The following is a 26004-nucleotide window of genomic DNA, read 5'->3' as shown; positions in this document are numbered from 1 at the left end:
GATTTATATAATTTCAATAGTGAACTTTTCTGTAATACCTTGATTCTTCTTTTTATCGAAGACTCTGAAAGTAGCCCCTGCAAAATATGACTTTAAATAATTAATCATATACTTCGATTCAGAGGATTTATAAATCAGGTTTTCAAATGGGATAACATCAAATTTACTTTTCAAAGTCGCAACTTTATCGTTTTTAATAAACTTATCCCAGCTTGCACTATTATTATTGTAAACGGAATCCACGCAAGCGTTAAATTCCTCTACTGTAACATTTCCAGCTGTTACCAGAACCGCGCGATAATCAGACAAGTATGTTGCTTGAGCAAGTTTCTGGTAGAGTCCACTTTTAAATGCAGTCGCAAATGTATCAGGGAACAGTGTTTGAAATTTCGCATTATCAAAGTCTCCAACCTCTTTCCATTCTATCGGGCGCAAAGTATTGCTGACAGGGAATTTGCCATTAAATATATATGCTTTTTTATTGCTATCCCAGTAATTCTCGGAATGAACATATGAAATAATTTCCTGATTTTCTCTTGATAGAACCGATTTATCAATGGAGAGAGAATAGTTAAAGCTTACAATAGGGCATGTTGCACTCATAGTTGTTTTCTCGGTCAGGTCATACCACACAGCCATGTCTTCCACTTCCTCGCCATTTGTATAATACTGGGCTTTAAATTGGAGACTATCCCCGGCTTTCACTTTTGTACTAGACAACTCCCAAATTGTCTGAGGTACTTGCTGGCCAATTCGGGCCCAGCCATCGACAGGGTCATTAATTTCGCAGGCAGTAAAGCCTGATGAGCACAGCAATAATAAGGCGATCTTTATTATATTTTTCATGTTATTATACAATTAAATTAGTTATTTATGTGCATCAGAATAAATAGCCCAAATCATAGGTTTCTTTAGCCAATCGCTACTTTTATAAGCACCAAGCCTTTCCAATTCAGCTTTATTGTATTTTTCCTCAGTTTCAGGGTCATAGTTAATCCGCTGTATCCAAACCTCCTTAACAGTTCCATCAGGATTCTTTTCAGTGCACCAATAAGGTTCGTACAAGTTATAAGGACGTTTCAATCCCGGATAAACAATGACTCCATCATAGGTTTTCTTGTTTACATCATTGCTGTAATTGTATCTTCTTAAATCTGTCCATTGTTCTGGCTGCAAATACATACAAACGTATTTCTGAAGCATTAGATGCTTAATGGTAAACGCATCACCTTCTGGGAAATATTTGTCTTTATATTTCAGATCAAAATAGTTGCTTTTGTATTTAGCGTTTATAACACCATAACGGTCCATATTCATATTAGCAGCTTCAATAGCTAATGTTCTGGCAGCAACTTTATCTCCTTTCCAGTATTCTGCCTCTGCTTTTATTAACAACAGTTCTTCGGTTGTTATCAATGGAATATATCCATTATCCTTTGTATACACACCAGCATATAAATCAGGATAGTTCGATTCTTTGTAAGAAACTCCCATTCCAATATTATTTTCCAAATAGCGGTATTTGATTGCAGCATCTCCTTCAGGGCCCGCTCTTTTAGTCATCATTTTCTCGAGACGAGGGTCTTCTGCTTGTCCGATTGATGGGCTTGGCTTATCAAAAACGCCTAAAATATTTACACAAAAGTACTTTGAAGCTATTGCCTTATCCAATTGATTATCACGACTTTCCCAACCATTAATGATAGGTTTGGATAATCCCCAAGGAGAGCTCTTCACACCTGTTCCGCTATCATAATTATATCTTGGTTCTTCCCATTCAGCAGTATTAGCAGCGTCCACAGCATCGATAATCTGCTGGCAGGTAGCCGGAGTATTGTCCCAATTTGGAAGTTTACGCAACAGAATACGTGCTTTTAAAGCATAGGTAAATTGCTTCCACTTCTTTAAATCACCTGAGAAAATACGGTCCATTTGTTTCGTGATCTTAACATTTGTAGGTGCATCTGTCCAAGCAGGATCATTGTACAAAGCAATCAATTCATCAGATTCCTTAATCATCCATTCGTAAATACTTTCCTGGGTGTCATATTTAGGGGAGTTTGATTTATAAGCTTCAGAACGAGGCATATCACCAAACATATCAGTTGTTAGCTGAGTAGACATCAAACGGATTGTACGGGCAATTAATATAAAGTTTTTAGAGTTGATCTTTTCTGCTGCTTTAATCAGCTCATTAACGTTTGTCCCTATATCAAAGAAATGTCTTCTCCATTGGGGATGTCTATTCATTGTCAGGAATTCCCATCCGCTCTTATAAGCATAAGATCCGGTTTGACTCTTACCACCAGTTGTCAATGCCTGAGAAAGGTAAGCACCATACTCAGCATGGTCGTAATTTATCTGAGATGAATAAAAGACTACGACAGGTAACAATTGTTCAGCTGTTACTGATGATGCTTTATCTGGATTCTTATTATCATCAAGCATGTTTTCACAGCTCGAGAAACCCATTCCAAGCAACAATGCCAGTGCAAAATATTTTAATTTTCTCATAATCATAAATTTAGAAAGTTGCGTTTAGTGTAAAGTTAAAGCTACGGGTATTCGGTACCTGGAAGTTATCAATACCAGCACTTCCGGTACCACTTGCAGAACCTGTACTAATCTGTGGATCTGAACCAGAATACTTGGTTAACAAGAACAGATTACGTCCTGTGAGTGTTGCTTTCAATCCTTTAATGGCTGTCTTCTTTAAGAACCGAGAGAAGTCATAACCCACTGTTACATAGCTCAGACGTATATATGATCCATCTTCAATAAAGTTTGAACTTACTGCATAATAGTAATTATTCATGTTTGTTTGATTAAAGATGATTGGTTTTGTATTTGGAACATAAGTACCGTCTGCTTGTTGAACAACCCCATCAACAATGATTTCACGGTTTCTGTATTTTTCTAATGATTTATGTTGACCACTTGAGAATAGTGAACGTCCGGTTACATTAACCACATCACCACCCGATCTTGTATCCAACAGGAATGATACCGATAAGTCTTTCCATTGGAAAGTACTTGTTAAACCTAACAAGAAGTCTGGTGAACGGTCACCGATCAAAATACCTTTTGCAGGGTCAATAATTGGATATCCATCTTCATTACATATAATCTTTCCATCAGGACTTCTCTTATAATCTTTACCTGAAATCGCAGTAGACGATCCATGTAAGAAAGCAGTTGGGAAAATATCACCATACTGACCACCTTGAATTTCAGTGATTCCATCCGGCAAGCTTACAACCCTTCCTCTATTTAAAGAGAAGTTTGCACCAGCTGTCCATTTAAGATCTTTATTCATGATAATATCCTGTGAAAGCTGAGCTTCAATACCATAGTTTTCAAGTGCTCCTTCATTACGGGTCTGTAAAATCATACCAGAGGCAGGTGATACGCGAACAGTCACAATCTGATTTGAAACGGTTGTTGAATAATAAGCAAGATCCAATCGGGTATGATCGTTAAAGAATCTCAGGTCAGTACCGATTTCCCACGATTTTGTCATCTCTGGAAACAGTTCATTGGAAGAACCAACTGCAGGATCTACTCCAAAGCCTCCATCAGGGAAGCTGCTCCATTGCTTAAAGCTCCTATCAAAGCGGTAAAGAGGACCTTCTTTTCCTACTTCAGCCCAGTTTCCGCGAATCTTCCCATATGAGAAAGTGCCATTTGATAAATGGAACAATTCAGAGAAAATAACCCCGGCAGTTACTGAGGGATAAAAATAACTCTTTTGAGTTAATGTAGATGACATATCTTGTCTGGCTGTTCCACTAATATGGGCAATCCCTTTATAGTCTAAACGAACTTCTCCAAAATAGCCGAACTTATTTTGTTTTGTATGATAAAGGCTTATTCCATAATCACTTGATCCATCAGTAGTTAAACTACTATCAGATATATTTTGCATGCTGTAAAAATCGCCTGGCAAAAGGAATTCAGCTCCACCAAGATTTGCACTCTCACTTTTTACATTCTTCATTTCAGCTCCAGCCAATAGATTCACTTCGAGGTCCTTATTCAAATTAAACTTATAAGTACCTACACCCTGCAAGGTCATCATCGATCCGTTGCTAGGAGAATAAACATATTGACCAAACAGATATTGTTTAGTATCTAATGCTGATGGGTTATTAAAATCGTTACGTGAAAATCTGGGAGTAGTATAGGCATCGTAAGTAGAGTACGAATTATCATAGCTTACTTTTCCAGACAACACCATATTCTTAATCGGTTTCCAATCTATGCTTCCCTGCAAAATGTTACGAGTTGATGTAGTTTTACTTGAATCTTCATATCTTGACCAATTAGGATTCATCGGAACTCCAAGTTTCTCGTCATCTGTTAGTCCGTTCATATTAAATAGCCAGCGGATTGCACCCGCATCTGTCTTATAGTTCCTCATGTCATCTGTAATAGGCCATGAATAAACCGACCCCATACTATTTCCAAAGCCACGAGATTCAGACTCATTATAATTAGCCTGCATTGAAAAACTCAAATACTTTGATACATTGTAACTGGCTTTCAGCAGGTAACCAAATCTGTTCTTGTAATCATTATGAACTACACCATTACTTCTTGAGTAATTCGCAGAGGCATACGCAGTAAACTTATCTGTACCACCAGACGCGCTTACGTCATATTTATCATAAAAACCAGTGCCTAGGAAGTTACCAACATTATCATAAATGGCCTGATCAGGAGACACTAAAGGTCCCCATCCACCAGTTGTTAGTTCCTTATAGAATCCCTGAGACCCTGGAGTATAAATTTGCTGAATTTTAGGTACTCTTACAGCATTGTCAATTTGCACACTCGCGTTTGCATTTACTACCACTTTGCCGGCTTTTCCGCTTTTGGTTGTAATCAAAATCACCCCATTGGCAGCTTCCTGACCATACAACGCAGAAGCAGCAGCTCCTTTAAGTACGTTCATGCTTTCAATGTCATTCGGGTTAATGTCGCCAGCTGAAGTTCCTCCACCCCGCATTGGCATACCATCAATAATGAATAATGGTTCATTGCTCTGAGATGGGTTGATGGAAGAAATTGCACGAATAACAATCTGAGTAGATGCATTTGGAGATCCACCTGTGCTAGTGGTCTGCAAACCTGCAATCTTACCTTGCAGCGAGCTGACAAAGTTAGCCGACTGTCCGGCAATAATTTCATCAGAACTTAAACTCTGAACTGCGAAATTTAGTTTTTTCTTCTCCGATTTAACTCCCATTGCAGTAACTACAATCTCTTCAAGCTGAATTGAAGAAGACTGCAATTCGACGTTGATTACAGACTGTTTTCCAACCTTTACTTCTGTCTCTTTTAGTCCTACGTATCTGAAAACCAACGTTGAATTATCGGAGACCTTGATTGAATATTTACCATCTAAATCGGTCATTGCTCCCTGTGTAGTTCCTTTTACCATAACAGAGGCACCAATTACAGGCATCTTATCCTCAGCAGAAGTCACCACACCGGTCACTGTTCGCTGAGCAAATCCTACTACAGCTGAAAGGAAAAACAACAGAAGAAATAGCTGTTTTTTCATAATCATATTTATTTGTTAATATTAGATTTATATTATGTATTCTACATGTTCTCCAACTTTACTTTAATCTATTTATTTTCAGATAATGTAAGCTATAAAATAACAAATGCTCTTATTATACAATCCCATTATATCAAAACAGCTCCCCACCATTACGCGAGAAGGCTCAGATAAATAATTCTATAAAAAGAATGTTTATGCTCATTAATTTTCAATCATTTTATAAGTAATAGATTCTAGTAATAGTTTTAATTATAATTATAGTTTTTACCTTAATATTGATTCAACAAGTATTTTAGAATATAAAAAAGCCACCATCTCTAACTCGCAATTAATCAAACCATTAATAAAATAATAATTTCCCTATATTCTTTTCAAAAGCAAAGTAGTAAAATCATTATTTACAAGATTGAAAAGCACAATCTCTTTCAGTTGACATTTTTATATTGATTATTATATGCAAACATAAGCAAAGTATTTTTAAAAGCTGCAACGTTTTACTGCAAAATATTGTATTTAATATTTAAACAATGTAAATAGATGTTTTCATATATTAATTATATGTTTTAGAGCAATAAAATTGAAGATTAAAGACAAGTATATAGTGTTTCAATTAATAGAAAAGACAAATAGAATATGCCAATCCTATTAACTTTCCACGTGGATAAAACAAAGATAAATAAACCATCTTAAATTTGCAATAATTAATTAATTGAAATAGGATTTTAATTTCAAAAAAAATAATTGAACCAATCATTAGCAGAGCTTATAGATATAAAGCTTATAAATATTAAGAAAGCATCACAACAAATTTAGTCATATAAAAGAATAGAGGTTTAATTATTATCTCATAACAAACAAAAAGGCCGCTTCAACGTATTGTTCTGAAGCGGCCTCTATTAAGATATAGACATTAAGGTTAAAATTTATTTTCCAAAGAAGTTCAGAATGGTGCTCATCAACTGTACACGCTGTGAAGCTGTCTTTAAAGATTCAAATGGAAAGCCGAGAACACAGGTTTTGTAATCTCCGGCATAGGCAACACCTGCACTCAGATTATTCTCAGAATATCTGAAAACAGTATACGAATCGTTGCCGGCAGGTTCAAGTGCATCAGGAGATTCTACCACATAGCATTCGGGGTTGAGTTCGCTATAGAATTCATATTTACCTTTCAGCTCAGAATAGGGAGAAGCCACGCTCTTCACTTTGCCCGTAATTGCAGCCTGTCCGGTTCTCCATTTATACTTTAGTACATTCGTTGCAAAATCTTTATCTGCCTGATCGGGGGCATCATTATCCCACAAGTCGGAAGCTACAAAGGCCCCGGAAACAAACAGATTGCCTTTATTCGAGCAAAAATCGCGGATGACACTCTGTAGCATAGCTGGAAAAGTCTTGAATTCAAGTGGATGAACACCACCACGACCGCATTTTGTAAGACGCTGTTTCCCCAAAATCAAATCAACATATTTGTAATCGGTCAGTTTCACCTGACCATCCATAACCGCCTTACTGCTGCAGGAAACAAATGAGTAACCTGATTGAGCAATAGCCTGACCATGAACGGCCGGATAATCGAAACTGTTTCCGGCTAGAACCTGCGTTTCATAATTTGCGCGACTTGCACCAAATCCGGCTGCATCATCATCCATCCAAGGAATTTTGCGTCGGAACTCCGTCTGGTTTCCTATATATTTATAATCGGTTTTATAAGGAACTCCATGATCGAGTTCATCGTAGAAACCGGCAATGCCATCAGCAACAAAATCGGCCGGAGCACTAATTCTGTCGAATCCATTCACAACCAGCACAACACCCTTTTCATCAACCGACCGACAGGCAGAGAGAATTTCCGAAGGGAAACTCTGCCCTCCTTTATTTAGTGCTGCCACCTTATAACTATATATTTGGCCAGCTACTTGTTTTACATTATAACTATTCTTTTTCACCACAACACCGTTATCGAAATCCCCATCTCCAATTCGGGTATATACTACATACTGTTCGGCTACCGCAGTAGGTTCTAACGGGTCGTTCACTGGTTCCCAACTGAGTTCCACTTCATTTTCGCCTATAAAGCTGAGTGAAAAATGATCCACCGGCAATGGCTGAACCACATATTTTTGTTTATATTGAGAAGCCAGGAACTGCAACATACCTTTATATATAGCCCGGCTTACTGTGAAACGGAAACGTGGATCAAGGCCATAACGCATATCGGCAAAGTTCTGATGTGAAAGAAGCTCCAACAACATAGTCGGAACCTTTGGTACACGAGCTTCAAAATAAGATTGGTTCCACATTCCCCGACGGCTCCAGTTAGGTTCGTACAAATTCCGGATATCATTTACAATCTGCGACTGTATCAGGTCAGTCAGGTCTCTGGCGGCATACCGTGATGCACCATTCGCAAATTTACCTTCATCAGTATTAGTGCAGAAGATACCCAATGTGCCTATTATAGAATCGTTCATGGTAGTACCGGCATCGGTATGGAATGCAAAAGAAAGATCAACCGGAACCTTTAACCCTTCTGCCTGGGGATCAACCTGTGAACCACCAGCCAGATAGTTCACCCAAAGACCTCTTGATTTATAATCATCGGTATAATCATTTACCCCTTTACTTGGAGAGAATACAGTTTCCGGGAATCCAGCCCACTGCAACCAGTAGCGTGCGGCCTCTGTGTAACGGGGATACCCACTTGTCTCATACGGATAGTCCACTTTTGGAAGTACTTTCACCTCTCCCTGTGCTCCGGCATCCGAACTTTTCACATTTTCCGTTGCACCACTGTCAGCAATCCTACGAGCAATGTTTCCGTAACCACCACCAATCTTCACTGCATCCGCAGTAATTACTTTCCCAGACTTTGAAGAACGGTTGCTCAAAACGATTCTTGCATCGCTATTTTTCCCTGCATCAAAACTAAAATGCCCCAGATAAATCCAGGTTCCGCTTCCCATGGTCTGGTTCACTTTAAACTGAGAAACTCCACCTTTGTGATAAACCGTATATAAGGCATCATCTGCACTGTTCTCAACCGTTTTATAAGATACATAAACAGCATAACTACCCGCCTTCGGCAAATCGGGAGTCCATTCAGCAGTACTCTCCTCTCCTTTCTTTATGGTCTCAACCTGGCGGAAGGTTCCATCACGGAAAGGATTTTCTGTATTAATATAAAACTCCTTTTTCTGCGCAAAGCCAGATCCGGCTCCTTCCGACCATTGTTTTACTCCAAGCTTTTCGGCATATTTCGACCCTGCACTAAGAGAACCGTCATTGTCCACAATCACTTCGGTTGTATTGTTATCTCGTTCACGGGGCAATAACACATTAGCTCCGGCATTCTCGAGCATTGGTACTAAAAACGGGAGTACATAACTTTGGGTATAAAGATCCTCCACTGTTTGGAAAATACGTGCACGTTGCCATTCCCAGCGAGTCAGCTTGGGTTCATAGTAGTAACCATGGCTTTGCCACATGGCAATATGACGGTTCAACAATCCACACTCTGGACGAAACGGAACAGATATGCGCGAAATAAGTGGTTTTTCAATTTTATTTGTGAAAGTCAAAGCTTTCTTAGGTTTTTTAGTCCGTAAAGCCAGTGGGATAAGTTCTTCAATAGCATGTTTATCCGTAATCAGCTTCACCTCATATTTCGCATATTCTGCTGGAAGCAACTGTTTAATTCTGCCATATATTTCTGTTACATTATTTTCCCGAAATGAAATATACGAACAATTCATATTGGCATATAGCTCTATTGTATTCTTATTCACAGCGACAGAATCAACAGATATTTTTCCTACAGAGATCTCCTTGCGAGATGTCTCAGTAAGGAATTCTCCTATTGAAGCAAGAACTTCTTTTGAAATTCCCTGAGCACTAGCTGTCTGGAAAAATAATCCGGCAACCATCAAACTAAGAGAAGATTTAAGAATGGATTTCATATATATTTATTTTTGTTTTTTAATAAGCAAAACAAGACCGATAAAGGTAAATAACGCATTAAAAATCAATAGTTCATAACTGAAAGAGTATCCATTAAACCAAGCCTGTGAGTTTTTCTGAAGAATAAAGCAAAGCACTGGCGACAAGACTGCTACCAAAGGAACATATTTATCACGAACTTGCTTCTTCACGAACATCCCAAAAGCAAACATTCCCAGAATTGGGCCATATGTATAACTAGCCAGAATATAAACAGCATCAATCACACTGGTATTATTAAGCAGATTGATTACAATAATGACAAGTCCCATAACCACAGACATAGCCACATGCACCTTTTTACGCACTTTAGTGGTTTCTTCCTCCGTCTTTTTTCTTGTACTTCCAAGAATGTCAACAGTAAATGAAGTAGTCAAAGCTGTAAGTGCAGAACCTGCGGCCGAATAAGCTGCAGAGATAAGCCCCACAATAAACAGCACACCAACTGCCTTGGGGAAATAACCGTGAGTTGCAATTAACGGGAAAAGTTCATCGCTTTTTTTAGGAATCTCAATACCCGATTTTGTAGCAAATATATAAAGAAGAACTCCCAGCATGAGGAAAAGCAGGATAATTAAAACCTGACAAATACCGCTGGTAATCATATTTTTTTGTGAATCACGGAAGTTTTTACAACTCAAATTGCGCTGCATCATGTCCTGATCAAGACCTGTCATGGCAATCATTGTGAAGACTCCGGCAAGAAACTGCTTGAAAAAATATCTTTTATCATTAACATCATCAAAGAAGAATGTCTTTGAATAGTCATGTTCAGCAATTGCCTGCATCATTCCTCCAAAAGAGAGGTGCAGGTCGGATGCAATATAGTAGATACAGAAAAGAACTGAGCCAACCAAGCAGATCGTTTTAAGCGAGTCGGTCCAGATAAGCGCTTTTACACCACCGCGGAATGTATAGAACCAAACCAGTGATACGGTGAAAATTACATTCAGGAAGAAAGGAAGATGCAATGGTTCGAACACCAATAACTGAAGAACCACGCAAACCAAGAACAGACGGACTGCTGCGCCAAGCATTTTAGAGATAAAAAAGAACCAGGCTCCGGTTTTATAGGTTGAAACCCCGAATCGATTTTCGAGATATTCGTAGATTGAAACCAGATTCATCTTATAGAAAAGTGGAATAAGCAAGAAAGCTATAATCACCTGCCCTGCCAGAAACCCAAAGACCATCTGAAGATAAGCAAAATTATTCACTGCCACCATTCCCGGGACAGATACGAAGGTTACCCCTGAGATACTGGAACCAATCATGGCAAAAGCCACTACATACCAGTGAGATTTTCTGTTTCCTACAAAAAAACCTTCGTTATCGGCTTTTCTACCGGCAATATAAGAAATTACATATAAAAGAATAAAATAACAAATGATGGTTGATAGTACAAGAATTGGGCTCATATATATTTTTTATTATAAGAATCAAATCCAAAAAACTCTCTTATATTAGGTATCCTTAATTTACTTAAATCATACCGAAGGAATTAATCAGACAATAATTAGAAAGAGGATAGTCTTAAAGAGCCTATCCTCTTTCTTTTAGTTCATGGATTTAAAAGATTATTGCCACAGAGGGGTTTGAGATATAGTGTATCCTTTCGCACTATATAAATCAATCTGTGTTTTTCCGATTGGTGATAAATAAACACGGTCATCGAATGCATTTCTATCTTTAGCTCCTTCCGGGATATAGAATCCAACCATCTGACTGGCATTGGTCCCATCATAAGTAATAATATTGCCTGCAGCATTTTTCACTTTCAGGATTCCAATTTTTGCCTTTTCGAGATATGCTGGAACTTCTTTCGGGAAGTTAACCCAGACTCCGGCAAGATTATCAGGGTGAGTAGTGCAGTTCATATAATTAATCTTTTTCCAGCGCTTAATATCCAACAGACGTGAATGCTCGAAAACAAATTCCATTCTGCGTTCGCGACGAATTTCCCAGATCAAAGCCGGAACATCGCTATCGCGGTCAGGATCATTCGGAAGGGAAGCAAGTTGCATTGGAGCCGTTTTGGTTACACCTCTTGATATAGCAACTGCATCCAACGGCCTGTTACGGATTTGGTTAATTGACTTATCAATATCCGCCTGAGTAACTGCCGAACCACCTAATGTAGCAAGTTCAGCCTTTGCTTCTATCCAATTTAACAAAACTTCAGAGTATCTTAAAATTGGATAATCATTGGTATTTGTGTTGCTTCCGTACTTAGCGGGTACTGTTTTACCTACATAGTTAGTTCCCTCTCTGTCGATGAATTTACATGCATAAAGTAGAGAAACTGATTCAACTTTCGGTATATTCCAGAATGTTGCTTCAAAACGAGGGTCGCGTGTCTTAATCAGGTTAGCAAGATTAAACGAGTCTGCATTCGCAACACTTGAATTCTGCCAAACCTTACCATCATTACAAATAAATGCTTTTACAAGTGACAGGTTGGGTGCAGGTGACTGCGCTTCATTACCATTGGAGTATGAGGCCACATGGTGAGTAACGCTTTGAGAAGCATCATATTGTCTGTAAATCAGACACTCTTTGTTAGCACTAAGATCTTCCGAACCGAAAAGAGAACGGAAATCACTTGCAATAGCATACTTATTACTATTAATTACGATTTCGGCTGCATCTCTTGCAAATTCAAGGTACTTTTTCGCCCTTGCCTGGTCATTTTTATGGTATTTCTGCCATGTTCCTTCAAATAGCATCCAGCGAGCAATAAATCCTGCAACCACATATTTATTTACATATTGTGATCCATCGTTTGCACGTACATTATCCAACGCATATTTAAAATTAGCATAAACAGAGTCCATTACTTCACCACGAGGAGTTCTTTCCTTATACATTTCTGCATAATCTGTCTCATTAAAAGACTTTGGGTAATATGGCACATCCCCGAATGAGGCAACCAACATACTGTAGTCTAATGCCTTAAAGAATTTGGCAATACCCAACCAATGAGAAAAAGCTTCTTTGGTTAAATTGGGTTTTGCCACATTTTCAATACGGTTTATGAATAGATTGGATTTACGTACCCAACCAAAATACCAAGAAGGTCCGTTATATTCGGACATCCAGGTACTGCTACTTCTTGAATCAGGAATGCTCGATTCAAAGTTGGGCTGTACGTTAGAGGTCACAAAGTCGTCACTGAAGTTATAACCACGTAAGGGCGCGTAATCGGTTCCCCAACCTGAATTATATCCTACCAGGAAATTTGTATAGTATCCATTCGCAAACAACCGCAAATTATTTTCATTAACCCAATAGTTGGCATCATCCAGCTTATTCAGCTGTGGACGATCCAGCACGTTATCGTTGCATCCGGTAATAATCAGGATTACTGCAGACAGCAATGTTAATATATTCTTTTTCATTGTATTATTATTTTAGAAGTTAATTTGCATACCAAACGACAAACTCTTGAACATCGGAGTACCAACACCTGTACGACCTGAGTTATAGTTTGAGGAATTAAACATTGAATAACCAGAAATAACTTCAGGATCAATAGGAAGATCACGTAAATGATCAAATGTAAAGAAGTTCTCAAGAGCAACATAGATACGTGCCTTTGACAAATATGCCTTACTCAATAGACTTTGTGGAAGTGTATAACCAAAAGTGATATTCTTAATTCTCAAATATGACATATCCAACAAATAGCGAGATTGTACTTGCATATTGTTCGAATTATCACTTCCTGCCTGATTATAAGGACGTGGATAGAAAGCATCAGTACGAGTATCTTTCCAGAAATCTCCTGCTATAGCCTGAGGCATTGCACCATCTGAAGAGTTAAATCCTGGAGTAGTAAGGAAACCTGCTCCCCAGATATCCCGTTTACCTACACCCTGGAAGAATACAGAACAATCAAAACCTTTATAATCACCACCCAAACGAATTCCATATTCATAACGAGGAGTTGAGTTACCAATCACTGAAAGGTCACCATGATCATCTTCTGTATTACTTCCATTATTGATTTCTCCATCTCCATTCAAGTCAACAAACTTAACGTCACCCGGGCCAAAATAGAAGTCTGATGAGTTCTGAAGATAAGCCTGGTACACTGGTTTCTTACCGTCTATTGTCTTTAGTTTATAAGCTTTCTTTCCAGCATATTTTTGACTTTCAGCCGCAGTTAAAGTAATTAGCTGTGGTTTACCGTCGGCATCAAGTTCAAAATCACTGTACTGATACAGTCTGTCAGTTTTATATCCCCAGATATCACCGTAGGTTTTACCTTCATAATAGCTGTTAGTAACAGTTTTGGTTGCTCCTGGAGCATATTTAGTAATAACGGTTGTTGCATCAGAAAGAGTTGCTGTTGCATTAATGCCGATTCCATTTTCAAATCGATGATTAAAATCAAGGGCAATTTCCCAACCCCTTGTTCTCAGTTCTCCGTAATTTCCACTAGGAGCGCCAGATCCAAATGTATTTGCTACAGGGGCGCCCGGAACAATCATATTTTTTGTTGTACGTTGGAACCAATCAAATGATATCCCTAGCTTGTTATCAAACATACGAACATCAAATCCTAAATCCAATGTAGTGATATCTTGCCATGTAATATTTGCAGAGACAGCAGCAGGAGTTCCATAATAGATTAGTTTTGTTCCATTATTCAACCAAGAAGAAATTGTACTTGACATAGTTGGCACATACAATTCATTACTTACAGTCTGATCGCCAATAGTACCCCATGATCCTCTGAATTTCAACGAACTAATAGTCGGCTTCATCCATTCCAGGAATTTTTCTTCACTAGCTCTCCATCCTGCAGAGAAAGAAGGGAACCAACGCCATTTTAGGTCTGTTGGGAATTTAGATGAACCATCATAGCGAATATTCGCTTCAAAAAGATACTTATCCATCAATGCGTAGTTCAATCTTCCATAATAACCCAACTGAGACTCCCAGTAAGTTTCACCTCCGGCAGTTTGTGTTCCGGTTGCTAAATTAAACTGAGGATTGGTAATATCAATCAACTGTGTAATTTGCGACCAGTTGTTTGCAGTTTTTGATTCAACCCGGTTAATACCCGCCATTGCTTTAAATGCGTGGATTTCAGCCAGCTTAAAGTTGTAAGTTGTATAAATATTGGCAGTTTCTTGGGAATAGTTCTCCGAATTACGATAAATATGGTCCGGATTAGATCCTGCAGAAGTATAGGTCCAATTATTCAGCTGGAAAGCAGGCATTGCTCCTGTAGCTGTAGCATCAACAAGTTCTCCTGCATCGTTAACATAAAGTCTATTACCGTTAGCATCATTTTTAGCTACAGGGCTTGACCAAGAGTCTCGCGCTGTGTAACGTGTACCAGGTCTGTTCCAGATAAATTCCTGGTTAGCATGTGTAAAGTCAGCATCTACTGTCCAATTCTTTGTAATATTGATTGTAGCACCCAAGTTTACATTATTGTAATTAAATGTTTGATTTGCTGTGTTTGCTTGGGCTGATTCAGAGGCCGGACTTCTAACCAAATCACCATCTTCAGTTCCAAATGGCTGCAATGGTCCCCAACGATACAGATACAACCATGGGTCAGCAGTTGTAGAGTTAGTTACATATGCATATCTCTTATCACGTTTTGAATAAATCATTCCTGCTCTCACTGTAATGTATTTATTCAAGTCAGAACTTAATCTTAAAGAAGCATTATAACGAGTAAAATTATCTTTTTTAGCTGGCTTCATCATACCACTTTCACTCAGATAACCTAGTCCTATGTTGTAGGAAGTATTTTTAGATCTTCCGGCAATTGACAGGTTCTGCGTCATCGATGGAGCCCATTCTTTTACCATATAGTCATATGGGTTATAAGTTCTAACACCAATTTTACGATTACTAGAATCAACATACCAGTCGCGTCCAAATACAATAGGATCTCCTGATTTTACTGTGCCACCATATTTTTTCTGCCACTCCAGGGATTTGTTGTAGCTTTCGCGGGTAACATACCAAAATGCACCAGCAATGGTTTTACTTGATCTCTCCATGGCTTCTACCGTATATTCCAATGCATCTATTTGTCCCATTTGAATATCTTTGGCTACATTTTGCCAGGAAAAGTTATTTGAATACTGAACGTTTATACTTTCTTGTTTTGCCCCTTTCTTTGTTGTAATCAGCACAACACCGAACGCTGCCTTTGCACCATAGATAGATGAAGAAGCCGCATCCTTTAAAACAGAAATTGATTCAATATCATCGGGGTTCACCATTTGAATACTTGGAATTTCAACGTTATCCAACAAGATCAATGGAGCAGACCCGCCATTGATAGAGGCCAGCTGACCACGGATCTTCATAACCGGATCAGATCCCACTTCACCGTTTCCTATCATAATTGAAAGACCTGGAACAGACCCTTGCAAACCACGTCCTACATCTGCTATCGGGCGGTTTTTTAATGATTTGTCTACGTCAACAGAAGCTACAGCACCTGTCAGGTTCTCTTTCTTCTGTGTTCCATATCCTACCACAACAACCTCTTCCAGTAGCTCGGCATTTTCTTTCAGAGAGATGTTAACAGAGGTCTTACCGCCTACTGCAACTTCTTCTTTTTTAAATCCGATGTAAGTTACTATTAAAGTAGCATTTGGTTTTACTTTCAGGGTAAAACGTCCGTCTAGATCTGTCACAGTACCATTTTTGGGTGCCCCCTTTTCTGTGACACTTGCACCTATAATCGGTTCGCCGTTCTGGTCGGTCACGGTACCTCTCACAGTATTTGTCTGTTGCTGCTGTTCACTCACTCCAAGAGAAGCATTGGCAGTCCAGCCACTCGCGGTTGCATTCATACTTCCTGTGTTAGAGAAGAAGAAAACAATTGCCAGCGCAGTAAGGAGCTTCTTCGAAAAAACTCCCCGAGATTGTTTAATTGTGTTCATAATAGATCATTAAGTTTAACAAAATATATAATTCTTACTTGAATAAGAAATTGCATAATATCTAACCTCAGTAATCGGTCCAAGGTTTATTTACTTCAGTAATTCATCCACCCTCACAAACTCGTAACCTTTTGATTTCAATGCGTCAATCAGTTCATCAAGTATGTCATACAATTTGTCTGTCCGTTTGCTATCAGTACCAATATGAATTAACAACATAAATCCATTCAAAGTGTGTTTAAGTTCATAATTCATAATGTTTCGATATATCTCTTCCGAAGAACGATAATTCTTCATTTGAGGTACGGTATAATCGGCATTCGATGTGGTTCCCGGAGTAAAATTAATTAGTTGCACTCCAAGCTCAGTACACCAGTTGGATACATCCTGATTGTACCATTCATAAGCCGGAAGAAAGAATTTTTTAACAGGTGGATTTATTCCTGCTTTAGTCATTGTTTGGTAGTTATCTTGCAGATCTTTCCGGAATGCCTCGCGTGTAACAAGGGTGGAATCTCTTTTCCCCCAATCTGCATAAAGCAGGTGTTTATCCGAATGTGCTCCCAGATAGTGTCCTTCCTTCTGTAACTGATTTACCAATGCAGGAAATAAACGGTAAAAATCACCCGTCAGAAAGAAAGAACCTTTCACTTTCTCCTTCTTTAAAGTTCGACTAATTGTTTCACCCCCATCCGCAAATTCATGGCCGGTAAAAACCAATGCAATCTTTTTTTGAGAAGAGTCTCCCTGGATAATTCCTCCAAGGACCCGTCTAAACGGGCCCTGTAGGAGAAATTCTTCGGTCAGGTTATTATTATCAATACAAGAAAAGGCGGGAATGGATTCCCTTTCACTATCTATTATAGAATAAGAATGTAGTTGTGTAAAGGCAGAACCGGATACCGATTCAGAATGATTCCCAGAAACGAGAAACATATCGTCATCAGACAGACTGCTTCCCTGGTTAAAGCAACTCTCCTGAGATACCGAACCGAGGGACAGAAAAGACTGAAACAGTATTAGTCCTATTATTTTCATATTATAATAATACGAAGTTAGTTAACGTTTAATAATTGCAAACATAATTAATATAATTCAAAAGTTATACCTTTTATAGCTAAATTATTGTTCTCAAACATTAATTTATTTAAATTTAGTGCTCAGATGTAACCAAATATTGTAATTCAACCGGGCTAAACACCCCATACAATCAGTAATATAATAAGTCTCAAACGACATATAAAAAAAGTTCATCTATAAAAGAAATATTCATAAGCATGAGTTTTTTGTGCGCTGTACAAAAGATTGCATTCTTCTGTACAGAACATTTATTTCTTTTGTACAAAACAATTATATCTTTTGTACAAGAAAACTTTTTTTTATAAAGTAATATATTAGTTGTATCTTCGGAATTTTTATATTAACCTAAATTTAGTAATGTATATGAGAGAAACGATTCTGAAGATTGAAAAGAACGAGAGGTTGCTGGATGCGCTGAAGCGTGATGGAAAGGAGATGTTGCCCACCCGTTGCATAATAAACAAAACCCTGACCGGAATCGGAGCCACTTATTGCGAACTGACAAGCAACCGAGACTCAATAATAGTAGAACCTAACGTGCCGGTGATTGAGGGTAAAGTGAAGAAACACAAAAATCAGGTACTGGGGGTTTATGCCGGCATTACCGGCCAAGATATAGAGAGATACTTGCAAAAGCATAAAACCAGAAGAAAAATCATAGTAACTCCCGAAAGTTTTCAGCGAATGAAGGAGACATTACAAGAGCTGGGAATTGATATCTACAATGAGTTCTTTCTTTTATTCGACGAGTGTGAGAAACTGGTGCAGGATATCGACTACCGGGAAACCATAGAACTGCCGATGAAGGATTTCTTCCTATTTAGAAACAAGGCAATGGTTTCGGCCACTCCTCTTATTGCCTCCGATCCGCGATTTGAGGAACAGGGGTTTACCATGCTCCGGATTGTGCCCAACTTTATTTATCATAAAAAGATAAAGCTGATTGTGACCAACAATATTCTCGAGTCGTTCCTGGAAGAGGCCGAAAAGAGTCCGGCAAACATCTGTGTATTCTGCAACTCCATAGACACATTCGAATCAATCTTCTGTGAACTACCTTTCGAAATGCAGAAACAGGTCACCACCTTTTGCAGCGAAAACTCCATGGATAAGCTCACCTACATTCATTCCAAGAACTTCAAACGGAAAGCAAGTAGCTTTATTGGAAAGCTTTCAAGGATCAACTTCTTTACAAGCCGCTTCTATTCCGCAGTCGATATCGAACCATCCCGTCCACCTCATGTCATCATCTTATCAGACATGCAAGGAGCCCCACAGTCTGCTATCGATCCCGCGACGGAAGCTATCCAGATTGTTGGACGCTTCCGCAACGGAGTTAAAAGCATCACACACATAAGCAGCATCAAGGAAGATCTTGAATACTATACAGAGGGAGCTTCACAGCTTTACCTGGAGGGTTCCTTACGGGCCATTGAAACTATCCGTAATCTTTATAATCGGGCAATGAGCGAGGGTGAAAAAGGGACTTACCTGCAGGCACTACTGGGAATCAGCGAAAACCAATATCTTAACGAGGACGGAACCCGGAATGAATACAAGATTGCCAATTTCTACAACGACCAGCGGGTGAAAGGGCTCTATACCGATGCCAACAAGCTGCTGGCCGCCTACCAGGCAGTGCCCAGCTTCAAGGTGGATTTCCAGCCGCGGAATTATTTGTTCAGCGACAACGACCGGCTGGCACGTCAGCGGGCAAAAACCCGTAAGTGGAGAGCAGAATTGCTATTACGGCAATTGGAAAAAATCAGCCATCTCCGGTTTACGGACGACCCTCGAAAAAAAGAATTCTATGAACGACAAACCAGCCGGTTGCTACACACTCCGTTCGACAATACTTTGTTTGACTGTTATCGCCTGAAAGGGGCCGATTATCTTCGCAGCATCAATTTCCGGGAATCGGAGATGCTTCGCTCTTTAAAAAGAAAGAGTGTTCAACAACTTAAAAAGTGTCCTGCCGTTACCCACGGGATACACAAACTGCTCGAAACAGGGAAAGAATATACTGTGACAGAGGTGAGCACGGTGCTGACTAACGTCTACAAGAAAAACGGAATTCCTGTAAATAAAAGAGTATCCGCAACAGAGATAGACAACTACTTTGAAACCAGCAGCAAGAGGAATAGAAAAGAGCGTAGCATCCTCATTGTCAACAGAAAACAAACAATATACAAAAGTTGCAGAAAGATTAAACGGGAAGCATGAAACTACACGGTGTTTTTGAGGGGGTATAAAGGCTAGTTATTCTGAAACGCTTTGGCAATGGGGGTGACAAACTTTACACCGAAACATATAAAAGATGTTTTTTACAAGAGTTTGTCACACCTTCAATACAGTGTAACTATTTTTACTTAATGTCGGGAGTCAGGCCAAACTCTTTATTGATTGTCTCTTGAATCACTTGAGGGTAAAATTGATATTCGAGCGCATGAACCTTTACAGCCACATCGTGAGGTGTATCAGTGGGAAGAACTTCACATGTTGTTTGGAAGATAATGCTGCCCGAATCGTAGTGCTCATCTATATAATGGATGGTAATTCCCGAGAATTTCTCGCCCGCAGCCACCACTGCTTCATGAACCCGGTTGCCATACATTCCTTTTCCACCGTATTTGGGCAACAAAGCCGGGTGAATATTTATAATTTTATTCGGATATAACTGTATAAGCGCCTCAGGAATTTGAAGCAGAAAACCCGCCAAAACCAGAAAATCAATCCTGTTTTCATCTAATAAAGGCAAGATACTCTCTTCTGAAAGAAAATCTGTTTTAGTGAAGGCAATATAAGGAATTCCATACATCCTGGCCCGTTCCAATATATAGGCATCTGCCCTGTTAGACAAGACCAATGCTACTTCCATAGTGGAATGACCCTGAAAATAACGGATGATATTTTCAGCATTTGTACCTGAACCGGAACCTAAAATTGCAATCCGTATCTTCATAAAAGGATTAATCTGTGCACAAATTCGTGAAAAATGTGCAATGAAACGAATTTTATTAGTCAAATATTTGCTCGAAACAATAAATATTCATTCCTTTGCAGCTGCAAAATTAAAAAAATAATTCAATTTATTAATTAAAAACTTAAAGTTATGTCTGAAATTGAATCAAGAGTAAAGGCGATTATCGTTGATAAATTAGGCGTTGAAGAATCTGAAGTTACTTTGGAAGCAAGCTTCACAAACGATTTAGGTGCAGATTCACTTGACACTGTAGAACTTATCATGGAATTCGAAAAAGAATTCGGTATTTCCATTCCTGATGATCAAGCTGAAAAAATCGCTACTGTAGGTGACGCTGTAACATACATTGAAGCTGCTAAAGCTTAATTTCTGATTTCATCATATGGAATTAAAAAGAGTAGTAGTAACAGGTCTTGGCGCCATTACTCCATTAGGAAACACTGTTCCCGAGTTCTGGGAAAACCTGATCAACGGTGTGAGCGGAGCAGGACCTATTACTCATTTTGATGCGTCACTGTTTAAGACTCAATTTGCGTGCGAAGTAAAAGGATTCGATGCGAATCAATACATCGACCGCAAAGAGGCAAGAAAGATGGACCGTTACACACAGTATGCAGTTGCTGTAGCTAAACAAGCCGTAACAGACTCTGAACTTGACCTTGAAAAAGAGGACTTAAACAGAATTGGTGTAATCTTTGGAGCCGGTATTGGTGGTATCCAGACTTTTGAAGAAGAAGTTGGGAACTACACCTTGAACAAGGAAAACGGTCCGAAGTTTAACCCCTTCTTTATCCCCAAAATGATTTCGGATATTGCAGCTGGCCAAATTTCTATCATGTATGGTTTCCATGGCCCGAACTTTGCAACAACATCTGCATGTGCAACATCTTCGAATGCCATTGCCGATGCATTCAACTATATCCGATTGAATAAAGCGAATGTTATTGTTACCGGAGGTTCCGAAGCAGCAATCACTGCAGCCGGAGTTGGTGGATTTAACGCAATGCACGCTTTATCTACCAGAAATGATGAAGCAGCAAAGGCGTCCCGCCCATTTAGCGCAAGCCGTGATGGATTCGTAATGGGAGAAGGTGGCGGATGCCTCGTTCTGGAAGAACTGGAACACGCTAAAGCACGTGGTGCCAAAATTTATGCTGAGATTGTTGGATCAGGTATGTCAGCCGATGCTTATCACCTGACAGCTTCACACCCGGAAGGACTTGGAGCTAGATTAGTGATGCAAAATGCATTGGAAGACGCAGAAATGAAACCGGAAGAGGTTGATTACATCAACGTTCACGGAACATCAACTCCAGTTGGTGACATTTCTGAATCTAAAGCAATCAAAAATGTATTTGGCGAACATGCTTTCAAGCTGAACATCAGTTCAACTAAATCGATGACCGGTCACCTACTAGGTGCGGCCGGAGCTGTAGAAGCGATTGCAAGTATTCTTGCTATAAAAAATGGTATCGTACCTCCTACTATCAACCATGAAGAAGGAGATAATGACGAAAACATTGATTATAACCTGAATTTAACCTTCAACAAGGCGCAAAAGCGTGAAGTTAATGTAGCACTCTCTAATACCTTTGGTTTTGGTGGCCACAATGCATGCGTTATCTTTAAAAAGTACAGCGAATAAAATCGTGCTAAATAACAAAATAGATAGAATAAGGCTCTTGTTCCGCAAGGACAAAGAGTCTTATTCTCGTTTTTATTCTATTTTGGGTTTCTACCCCCACAATATCAGCCTTTACGAACAGGCCTTGTTGCATAAATCAACTGCTGTAAAGTCTGAAAAAGGACGTCCGCTTAACAACGAACGACTAGAATTCCTTGGCGATGCAATCCTCGATGCCATCGTGGCAGATATTGTTTTTAAACAATTTGAAGGTAAAAGAGAAGGATTCCTAACCAATACCCGTTCAAAAATAGTTCAGAGGGAAACGCTAAACAAACTGGCTGTCGAAATAGGTCTCGACAAACTGATTAAATATTCCACCCGCACCTCCTCTCATAACAGTTATATGTGCGGAAATGCCTTCGAAGCATTGATCGGTGCAATATATATTGACCGGGGATATGCAGCCTGCAAATATTTCATGGAAGAGAAGATCATCAAACGATTTATTGACCTGGAAAAAGTAGCGCGCAAGGAGGTGAATTTCAAGTCCAAACTGATTGAATGGACACAAAAAAACAAGGTAATAGTCTCTTTCGAGCTGATTGAGCAATTTCTGGATAAAGAATCTAATCCTATCTTTCAGTCCGAAGTTCTGATTGAAGGACTTTCGGCAGGAACTGGAATTGGTTATTCTAAAAAAGAATCGCAACAAAATGCAGCTAAGATGGCAATGAAAAAGGTACAAACCACTCCAAACTTTCTGGATGAAGTTTTTGATGCTGCTAAAAAAAGAGTTGAAGCTGCTGTGATTGCATCTGCTCCGGAGGAAACAACCAGCATCAATCCCATAGGTGAGAATTCTAACAGCTCCGAAACTACGGAATACATTGACGGAAACGAAGACACAACCGAATGCACAGATAAGGAAATAGCTACCTATCAAACGTCAGTATAGGCTCCATCGCGGTATTATTTAAGCAGTGAGCAACATTACAAAGGCTCTTGTAGCAATTAAAAATTCCGGCTGAAAGAAGACTCGTAACCAGAATTTGATATATGAATACGATTCTTAATGATCGTGAAGAGTTCGACTTCTTTCTTTCAACCGAAAATGGAGCTGATACATCATCCAAAACAAACACCCATGTGTCTTCCCTGAACAACTAAATCGTGATCTTCAGTTACCATCTTGAGCTTTCCAGCAACTTCACTCAGTGGCAACGAAGAAATTTCATTACCCTGCAATGTAATCATTCGTCCAAACTGCCCATTTGCAATGAGTTCTGTGGCATGCCCTCCCATACGGGTAGAAAGGTTCCTGTCAAAAGGTGTAGGCGATCCTCCTCTCTGAATGTATCCCAAAACCGTCTGGCGTGATTCAATCCCGGTTTCACGTTCAATTTCATGAGCAATATACTCCGCAGCTCTTTTATTTCCATCGGTTTCAATTCCTTCTGCCACTACCACAATGGAATAAGGTTTCCCCTTTTTGAGGCGCGTCATAATTGTCTCTCCAACATTCCTGATATCATATTTTATTTCCGGAATCAATATTACATCTCCTCCTCCAGCCATACCTGAATAAAGAGCAATCCATCCTGCTTTATGTCCCATTACTTCAATCACCATTACTCGTTTATGAGAACTTGCGGTGGAATGAAGCCGATCAATGGCATCAGTAGCGATTGAAACTGCCGTGTCAAATCCAAACGAAAAGTCGGTCCCCCAAATATCGTTGTCTATAGTTTTAGGAACAGAAACCACATTAAGTCCCATTGCAGCCATCTTCAAAGCAGTTTTCTGGGTACCGTTGCCGCCTATGCATACCACACAGTCAAGTCCCAGTTTGTGAATATTCTCCTCCATGATGGCAGGTTTATTAACACCGGGAGGGACTCCTTTCTTTTTAAATGGTTTCTCACGAGAGGTTCCCAGAATTGTTCCTCCTTGGTTGAGTAACCCAGATATCGTCTTTTCTGTAAAGAACTCCACATCATTGGTCAGCAAGCCTTGAAAACCGCTGTGAATACCAACTACTTCCATTCCATAATAATTCATTGCTGTTTTGCAAACCCCTCTGATGGTTGCATTGATCCCCGGGCAATCGCCACCTGAAGTCAGTATCCCGATTCTCATACCTTAATTAATTTAATATTGATCTGTGTGTAAAGGTAGAAAAAAATAGATGCATTTTATAAAACAACAAAAAAAATAAAGAGATGAATATTTTTTATTAATAAATAAGGTTATTTTTGCATTAGATTACTAGAATTTGATCAAATTTATAATGAACACTACAAAGCTGATAAACAAATTATTCATACCTCGTCTTAAAGAGCTCGATTTATACAATACTAAAGCCGCATCAATTCAAGGTAAGGTTCTTGAAGAATTAATACATCAGGCTCGTCATACTGAGTGGGGAAATAAATTTGACTATAATAACATCAGGAACTATGAAGATTTTAAAAATCGTGTTCCATTACAAACCTACGAAGAAATAAAGCCATATGTTAAGAGATTGCGCGAGGGAGAACAAAATCTGCTTTGGCCTTCAAAAATCCTTTGGTTTGCAAAGTCGTCAGGAACCACAAATGACAAGAGCAAGTTCCTGCCTGTCAGCAAAGAAGCTCTGAAGAATATACATTACAGAGGCGGACAAGATTGTGTTGCTCTTTATTCACGAATTAATCCGGAAAGCCGTTTTTTCTCAGGAAAAGGATTAATTCTGGGAGGAAGCCATAGCCCTGGCCTGAATTCAAAACATAGTCTGGTAGGAGATTTATCTGCCATATTAATACAGAACATCAACCCTCTGGTTAATCTAATACGCGTCCCCAACAAAGAAGTTGCATTGATGAGCGAATGGGAAAGCAAGATTGAACGAATAGCACAAGATACAATACATCAAAATGTTACCAGCTTGTCCGGGGTTCCCTCCTGGTTCCTGGTACTTATAAAAAGGGTGCTTGAAATTACTGGTAAGCAGAAACTGGAGGAGGTATGGCCAAATCTGGAAGTGTTTTTCCATGGAGGTGTAAGCTTTACCCCCTACCGCGAACAATACAACCAGCTCATCACTTCGGATAAGATGCACTATGTTGAGACCTACAACGCTTCGGAAGGGTTCTTCGGGATTCAGAACGACCTTTCAGATCCTTCGATGATGCTGATGATAGACTATGGAATCTTTTATGAGTTCATCAGTATGGACGAACTAGGAAAAGAAAAGCCGGAAACTGTTTGTCTGGCCGACGTGGAGTTGCAGAAGAATTATGCAATGGTTATAAGCACTTCCTGCGGTTTATGGCGATATCTAATTGGAGATACCATCAAATTCACATCTAGGAATCCTTATAAATTTGTCATTACCGGAAGAACAAAGCACTTTATAAACGCATTCGGTGAGGAACTAATCGTTGATAATGCTGAAAAAGGGCTGGCAAAAGCATGTGCAGCTACCGGCGCACAGGTCAGTGAATATTCAGCTGCTCCTGTTTTTATGGATAAGAATGCCAAATGCAGACACCAATGGTTGATTGAATTTGCCCGGATGCCCGATTCAGTAGAACACTTTGCAACAATATTGGATACTTCTCTCAAAGAGCTAAATTCCGATTACGAAGCCAAGCGGTATAAAGAGATTGCATTACAACCGTTGGAAGTAATTATTGCCCGAAAAAACCTGTTTCACGACTGGCTCAAGGAGAAGGGAAAGCTGGGAGGCCAACATAAAGTACCTCGTTTGTGCAATACAAGAGAACATATTGAGGAGATGCTTCTTTTAAATAACTCAGTCTCTCAGTAACAATCAGTATATTTAATC

Annotated in this window: 15 protein-coding genes; 5 read left to right on the top strand and 10 right to left on the bottom strand. The window is 39.3% G+C overall.

All coding sequences use genetic code 11. The features are described from left to right. Nucleotides 1–3: 3 nt before the first annotated feature. From ABWU87_RS12330 to ABWU87_RS12295, 8 genes are all read right to left on the bottom strand, one after another. Nucleotides 4–846 carry a hypothetical protein gene (locus tag ABWU87_RS12330; RefSeq protein WP_353331139.1) on the bottom strand — a complete coding sequence of 281 codons (843 nt, stop codon included), beginning with the start codon at nt 844–846 and terminating at the stop codon, nt 4–6. Between the two features lie 21 nt (nt 847–867). Then, nucleotides 868–2514 carry a SusD/RagB family nutrient-binding outer membrane lipoprotein gene (locus ABWU87_RS12325; RefSeq protein ID WP_353331137.1) on the bottom strand — a complete coding sequence of 549 codons (1647 nt, stop codon included), beginning with the start codon at nt 2512–2514 and terminating at the stop codon, nt 868–870. Between the two features lie 10 nt (nt 2515–2524). Continuing rightward, entirely contained in the window at nt 2525–5566 is a 3042-nt protein-coding gene (locus ABWU87_RS12320; protein WP_353331135.1) for a SusC/RagA family TonB-linked outer membrane protein, read from the bottom strand. A gap of 926 nt (nt 5567–6492) precedes the next feature. Beyond that, nucleotides 6493–9528 carry a xanthan lyase gene (locus ABWU87_RS12315; RefSeq protein WP_353331133.1) on the bottom strand — a complete coding sequence of 1012 codons (3036 nt, stop codon included), beginning with the start codon at nt 9526–9528 and terminating at the stop codon, nt 6493–6495. Nucleotides 9529–9534: 6 nt separating this feature from the next. Continuing rightward, a complete protein-coding gene (locus tag ABWU87_RS12310) occupies nt 9535–10986 on the bottom strand; it encodes a sodium:solute symporter (protein WP_353331131.1) in 1452 nt (483 codons plus the stop codon). Between the two features lie 159 nt (nt 10987–11145). Next, nucleotides 11146–12966, bottom strand: a complete 1821-nt coding sequence (locus tag ABWU87_RS12305; RefSeq protein WP_353331129.1) for a RagB/SusD family nutrient uptake outer membrane protein — start codon at nt 12964–12966, stop codon at nt 11146–11148. Nucleotides 12967–12978: 12 nt separating this feature from the next. Beyond that, entirely contained in the window at nt 12979–16488 is a 3510-nt protein-coding gene (locus tag ABWU87_RS12300) for a SusC/RagA family TonB-linked outer membrane protein (RefSeq protein WP_353331127.1), read from the bottom strand. A gap of 90 nt (nt 16489–16578) precedes the next feature. Then, nucleotides 16579–17526, bottom strand: coding sequence for a polysaccharide deacetylase family protein (locus ABWU87_RS12295; RefSeq protein ID WP_353331126.1), 948 nt, complete (start codon nt 17524–17526; stop codon nt 16579–16581). 405 nt (nt 17527–17931) lie between these two features. Here ABWU87_RS12295 and ABWU87_RS12290 point away from each other — a divergent pair, with 405 nt between their 5' ends. Continuing rightward, nucleotides 17932–19791, top strand: a complete 1860-nt coding sequence (locus tag ABWU87_RS12290; RefSeq protein ID WP_353331124.1) for a hypothetical protein — start codon at nt 17932–17934, stop codon at nt 19789–19791. 142 nt (nt 19792–19933) lie between these two features. Here the strand turns inward: ABWU87_RS12290 and ABWU87_RS12285 are convergent, their stop codons facing one another. Further along, on the bottom strand, nt 19934–20581 hold the full coding sequence (locus tag ABWU87_RS12285; protein ID WP_434533925.1) for a phosphoribosylglycinamide formyltransferase: 648 nt from the start codon (nt 20579–20581) through the stop codon (nt 19934–19936). Nucleotides 20582–20680: 99 nt separating this feature from the next. Here ABWU87_RS12285 and ABWU87_RS12280 point away from each other — a divergent pair, with 99 nt between their 5' ends. The 3 genes from ABWU87_RS12280 to rnc are packed head-to-tail and all read left to right on the top strand — an operon-like array spanning nt 20681 to nt 23133. Then, a complete protein-coding gene (locus ABWU87_RS12280) occupies nt 20681–20917 on the top strand; it encodes an acyl carrier protein (protein ID WP_321436101.1) in 237 nt (78 codons plus the stop codon). Between the two features lie 16 nt (nt 20918–20933). Then, a complete protein-coding gene (gene fabF / locus ABWU87_RS12275) occupies nt 20934–22196 on the top strand; it encodes a beta-ketoacyl-ACP synthase II (RefSeq protein ID WP_353331119.1) in 1263 nt (420 codons plus the stop codon). After that, the gene (rnc, locus tag ABWU87_RS12270; protein ID WP_353334468.1) at nt 22162–23133 is read left to right on the top strand and encodes a ribonuclease III; all 972 of its coding nucleotides are present in this window, start codon (nt 22162–22164) and stop codon (nt 23131–23133) included. The genes fabF and rnc overlap by 35 nt, the downstream gene beginning before the upstream one ends. A 170-nt stretch (nt 23134–23303) precedes the next feature. Here the strand turns inward: rnc and ABWU87_RS12265 are convergent, their stop codons facing one another. Then, nucleotides 23304–24314 carry an ATP-dependent 6-phosphofructokinase gene (locus ABWU87_RS12265; protein ID WP_353331117.1) on the bottom strand — a complete coding sequence of 337 codons (1011 nt, stop codon included), beginning with the start codon at nt 24312–24314 and terminating at the stop codon, nt 23304–23306. A gap of 151 nt (nt 24315–24465) precedes the next feature. On the opposite strand from ABWU87_RS12265, the gene ABWU87_RS12260 reads away from it, so the two are divergent. Beyond that, the gene (locus ABWU87_RS12260) at nt 24466–25986 is read left to right on the top strand and encodes a GH3 auxin-responsive promoter family protein (RefSeq protein WP_353331115.1); all 1521 of its coding nucleotides are present in this window, start codon (nt 24466–24468) and stop codon (nt 25984–25986) included. Nucleotides 25987–26004 lie beyond the last annotated feature (18 nt).

This window comes from Bacteroides sedimenti (assembly GCF_040365225.1).
GTDB classification, from domain to species: Bacteria; Bacteroidota; Bacteroidia; order Bacteroidales; family Bacteroidaceae; genus Bacteroides; species Bacteroides sedimenti.
The sequence above is the reverse complement of the archived record's forward strand: the minus strand, read 5'-3'. Positions and strand labels throughout refer to the sequence as shown.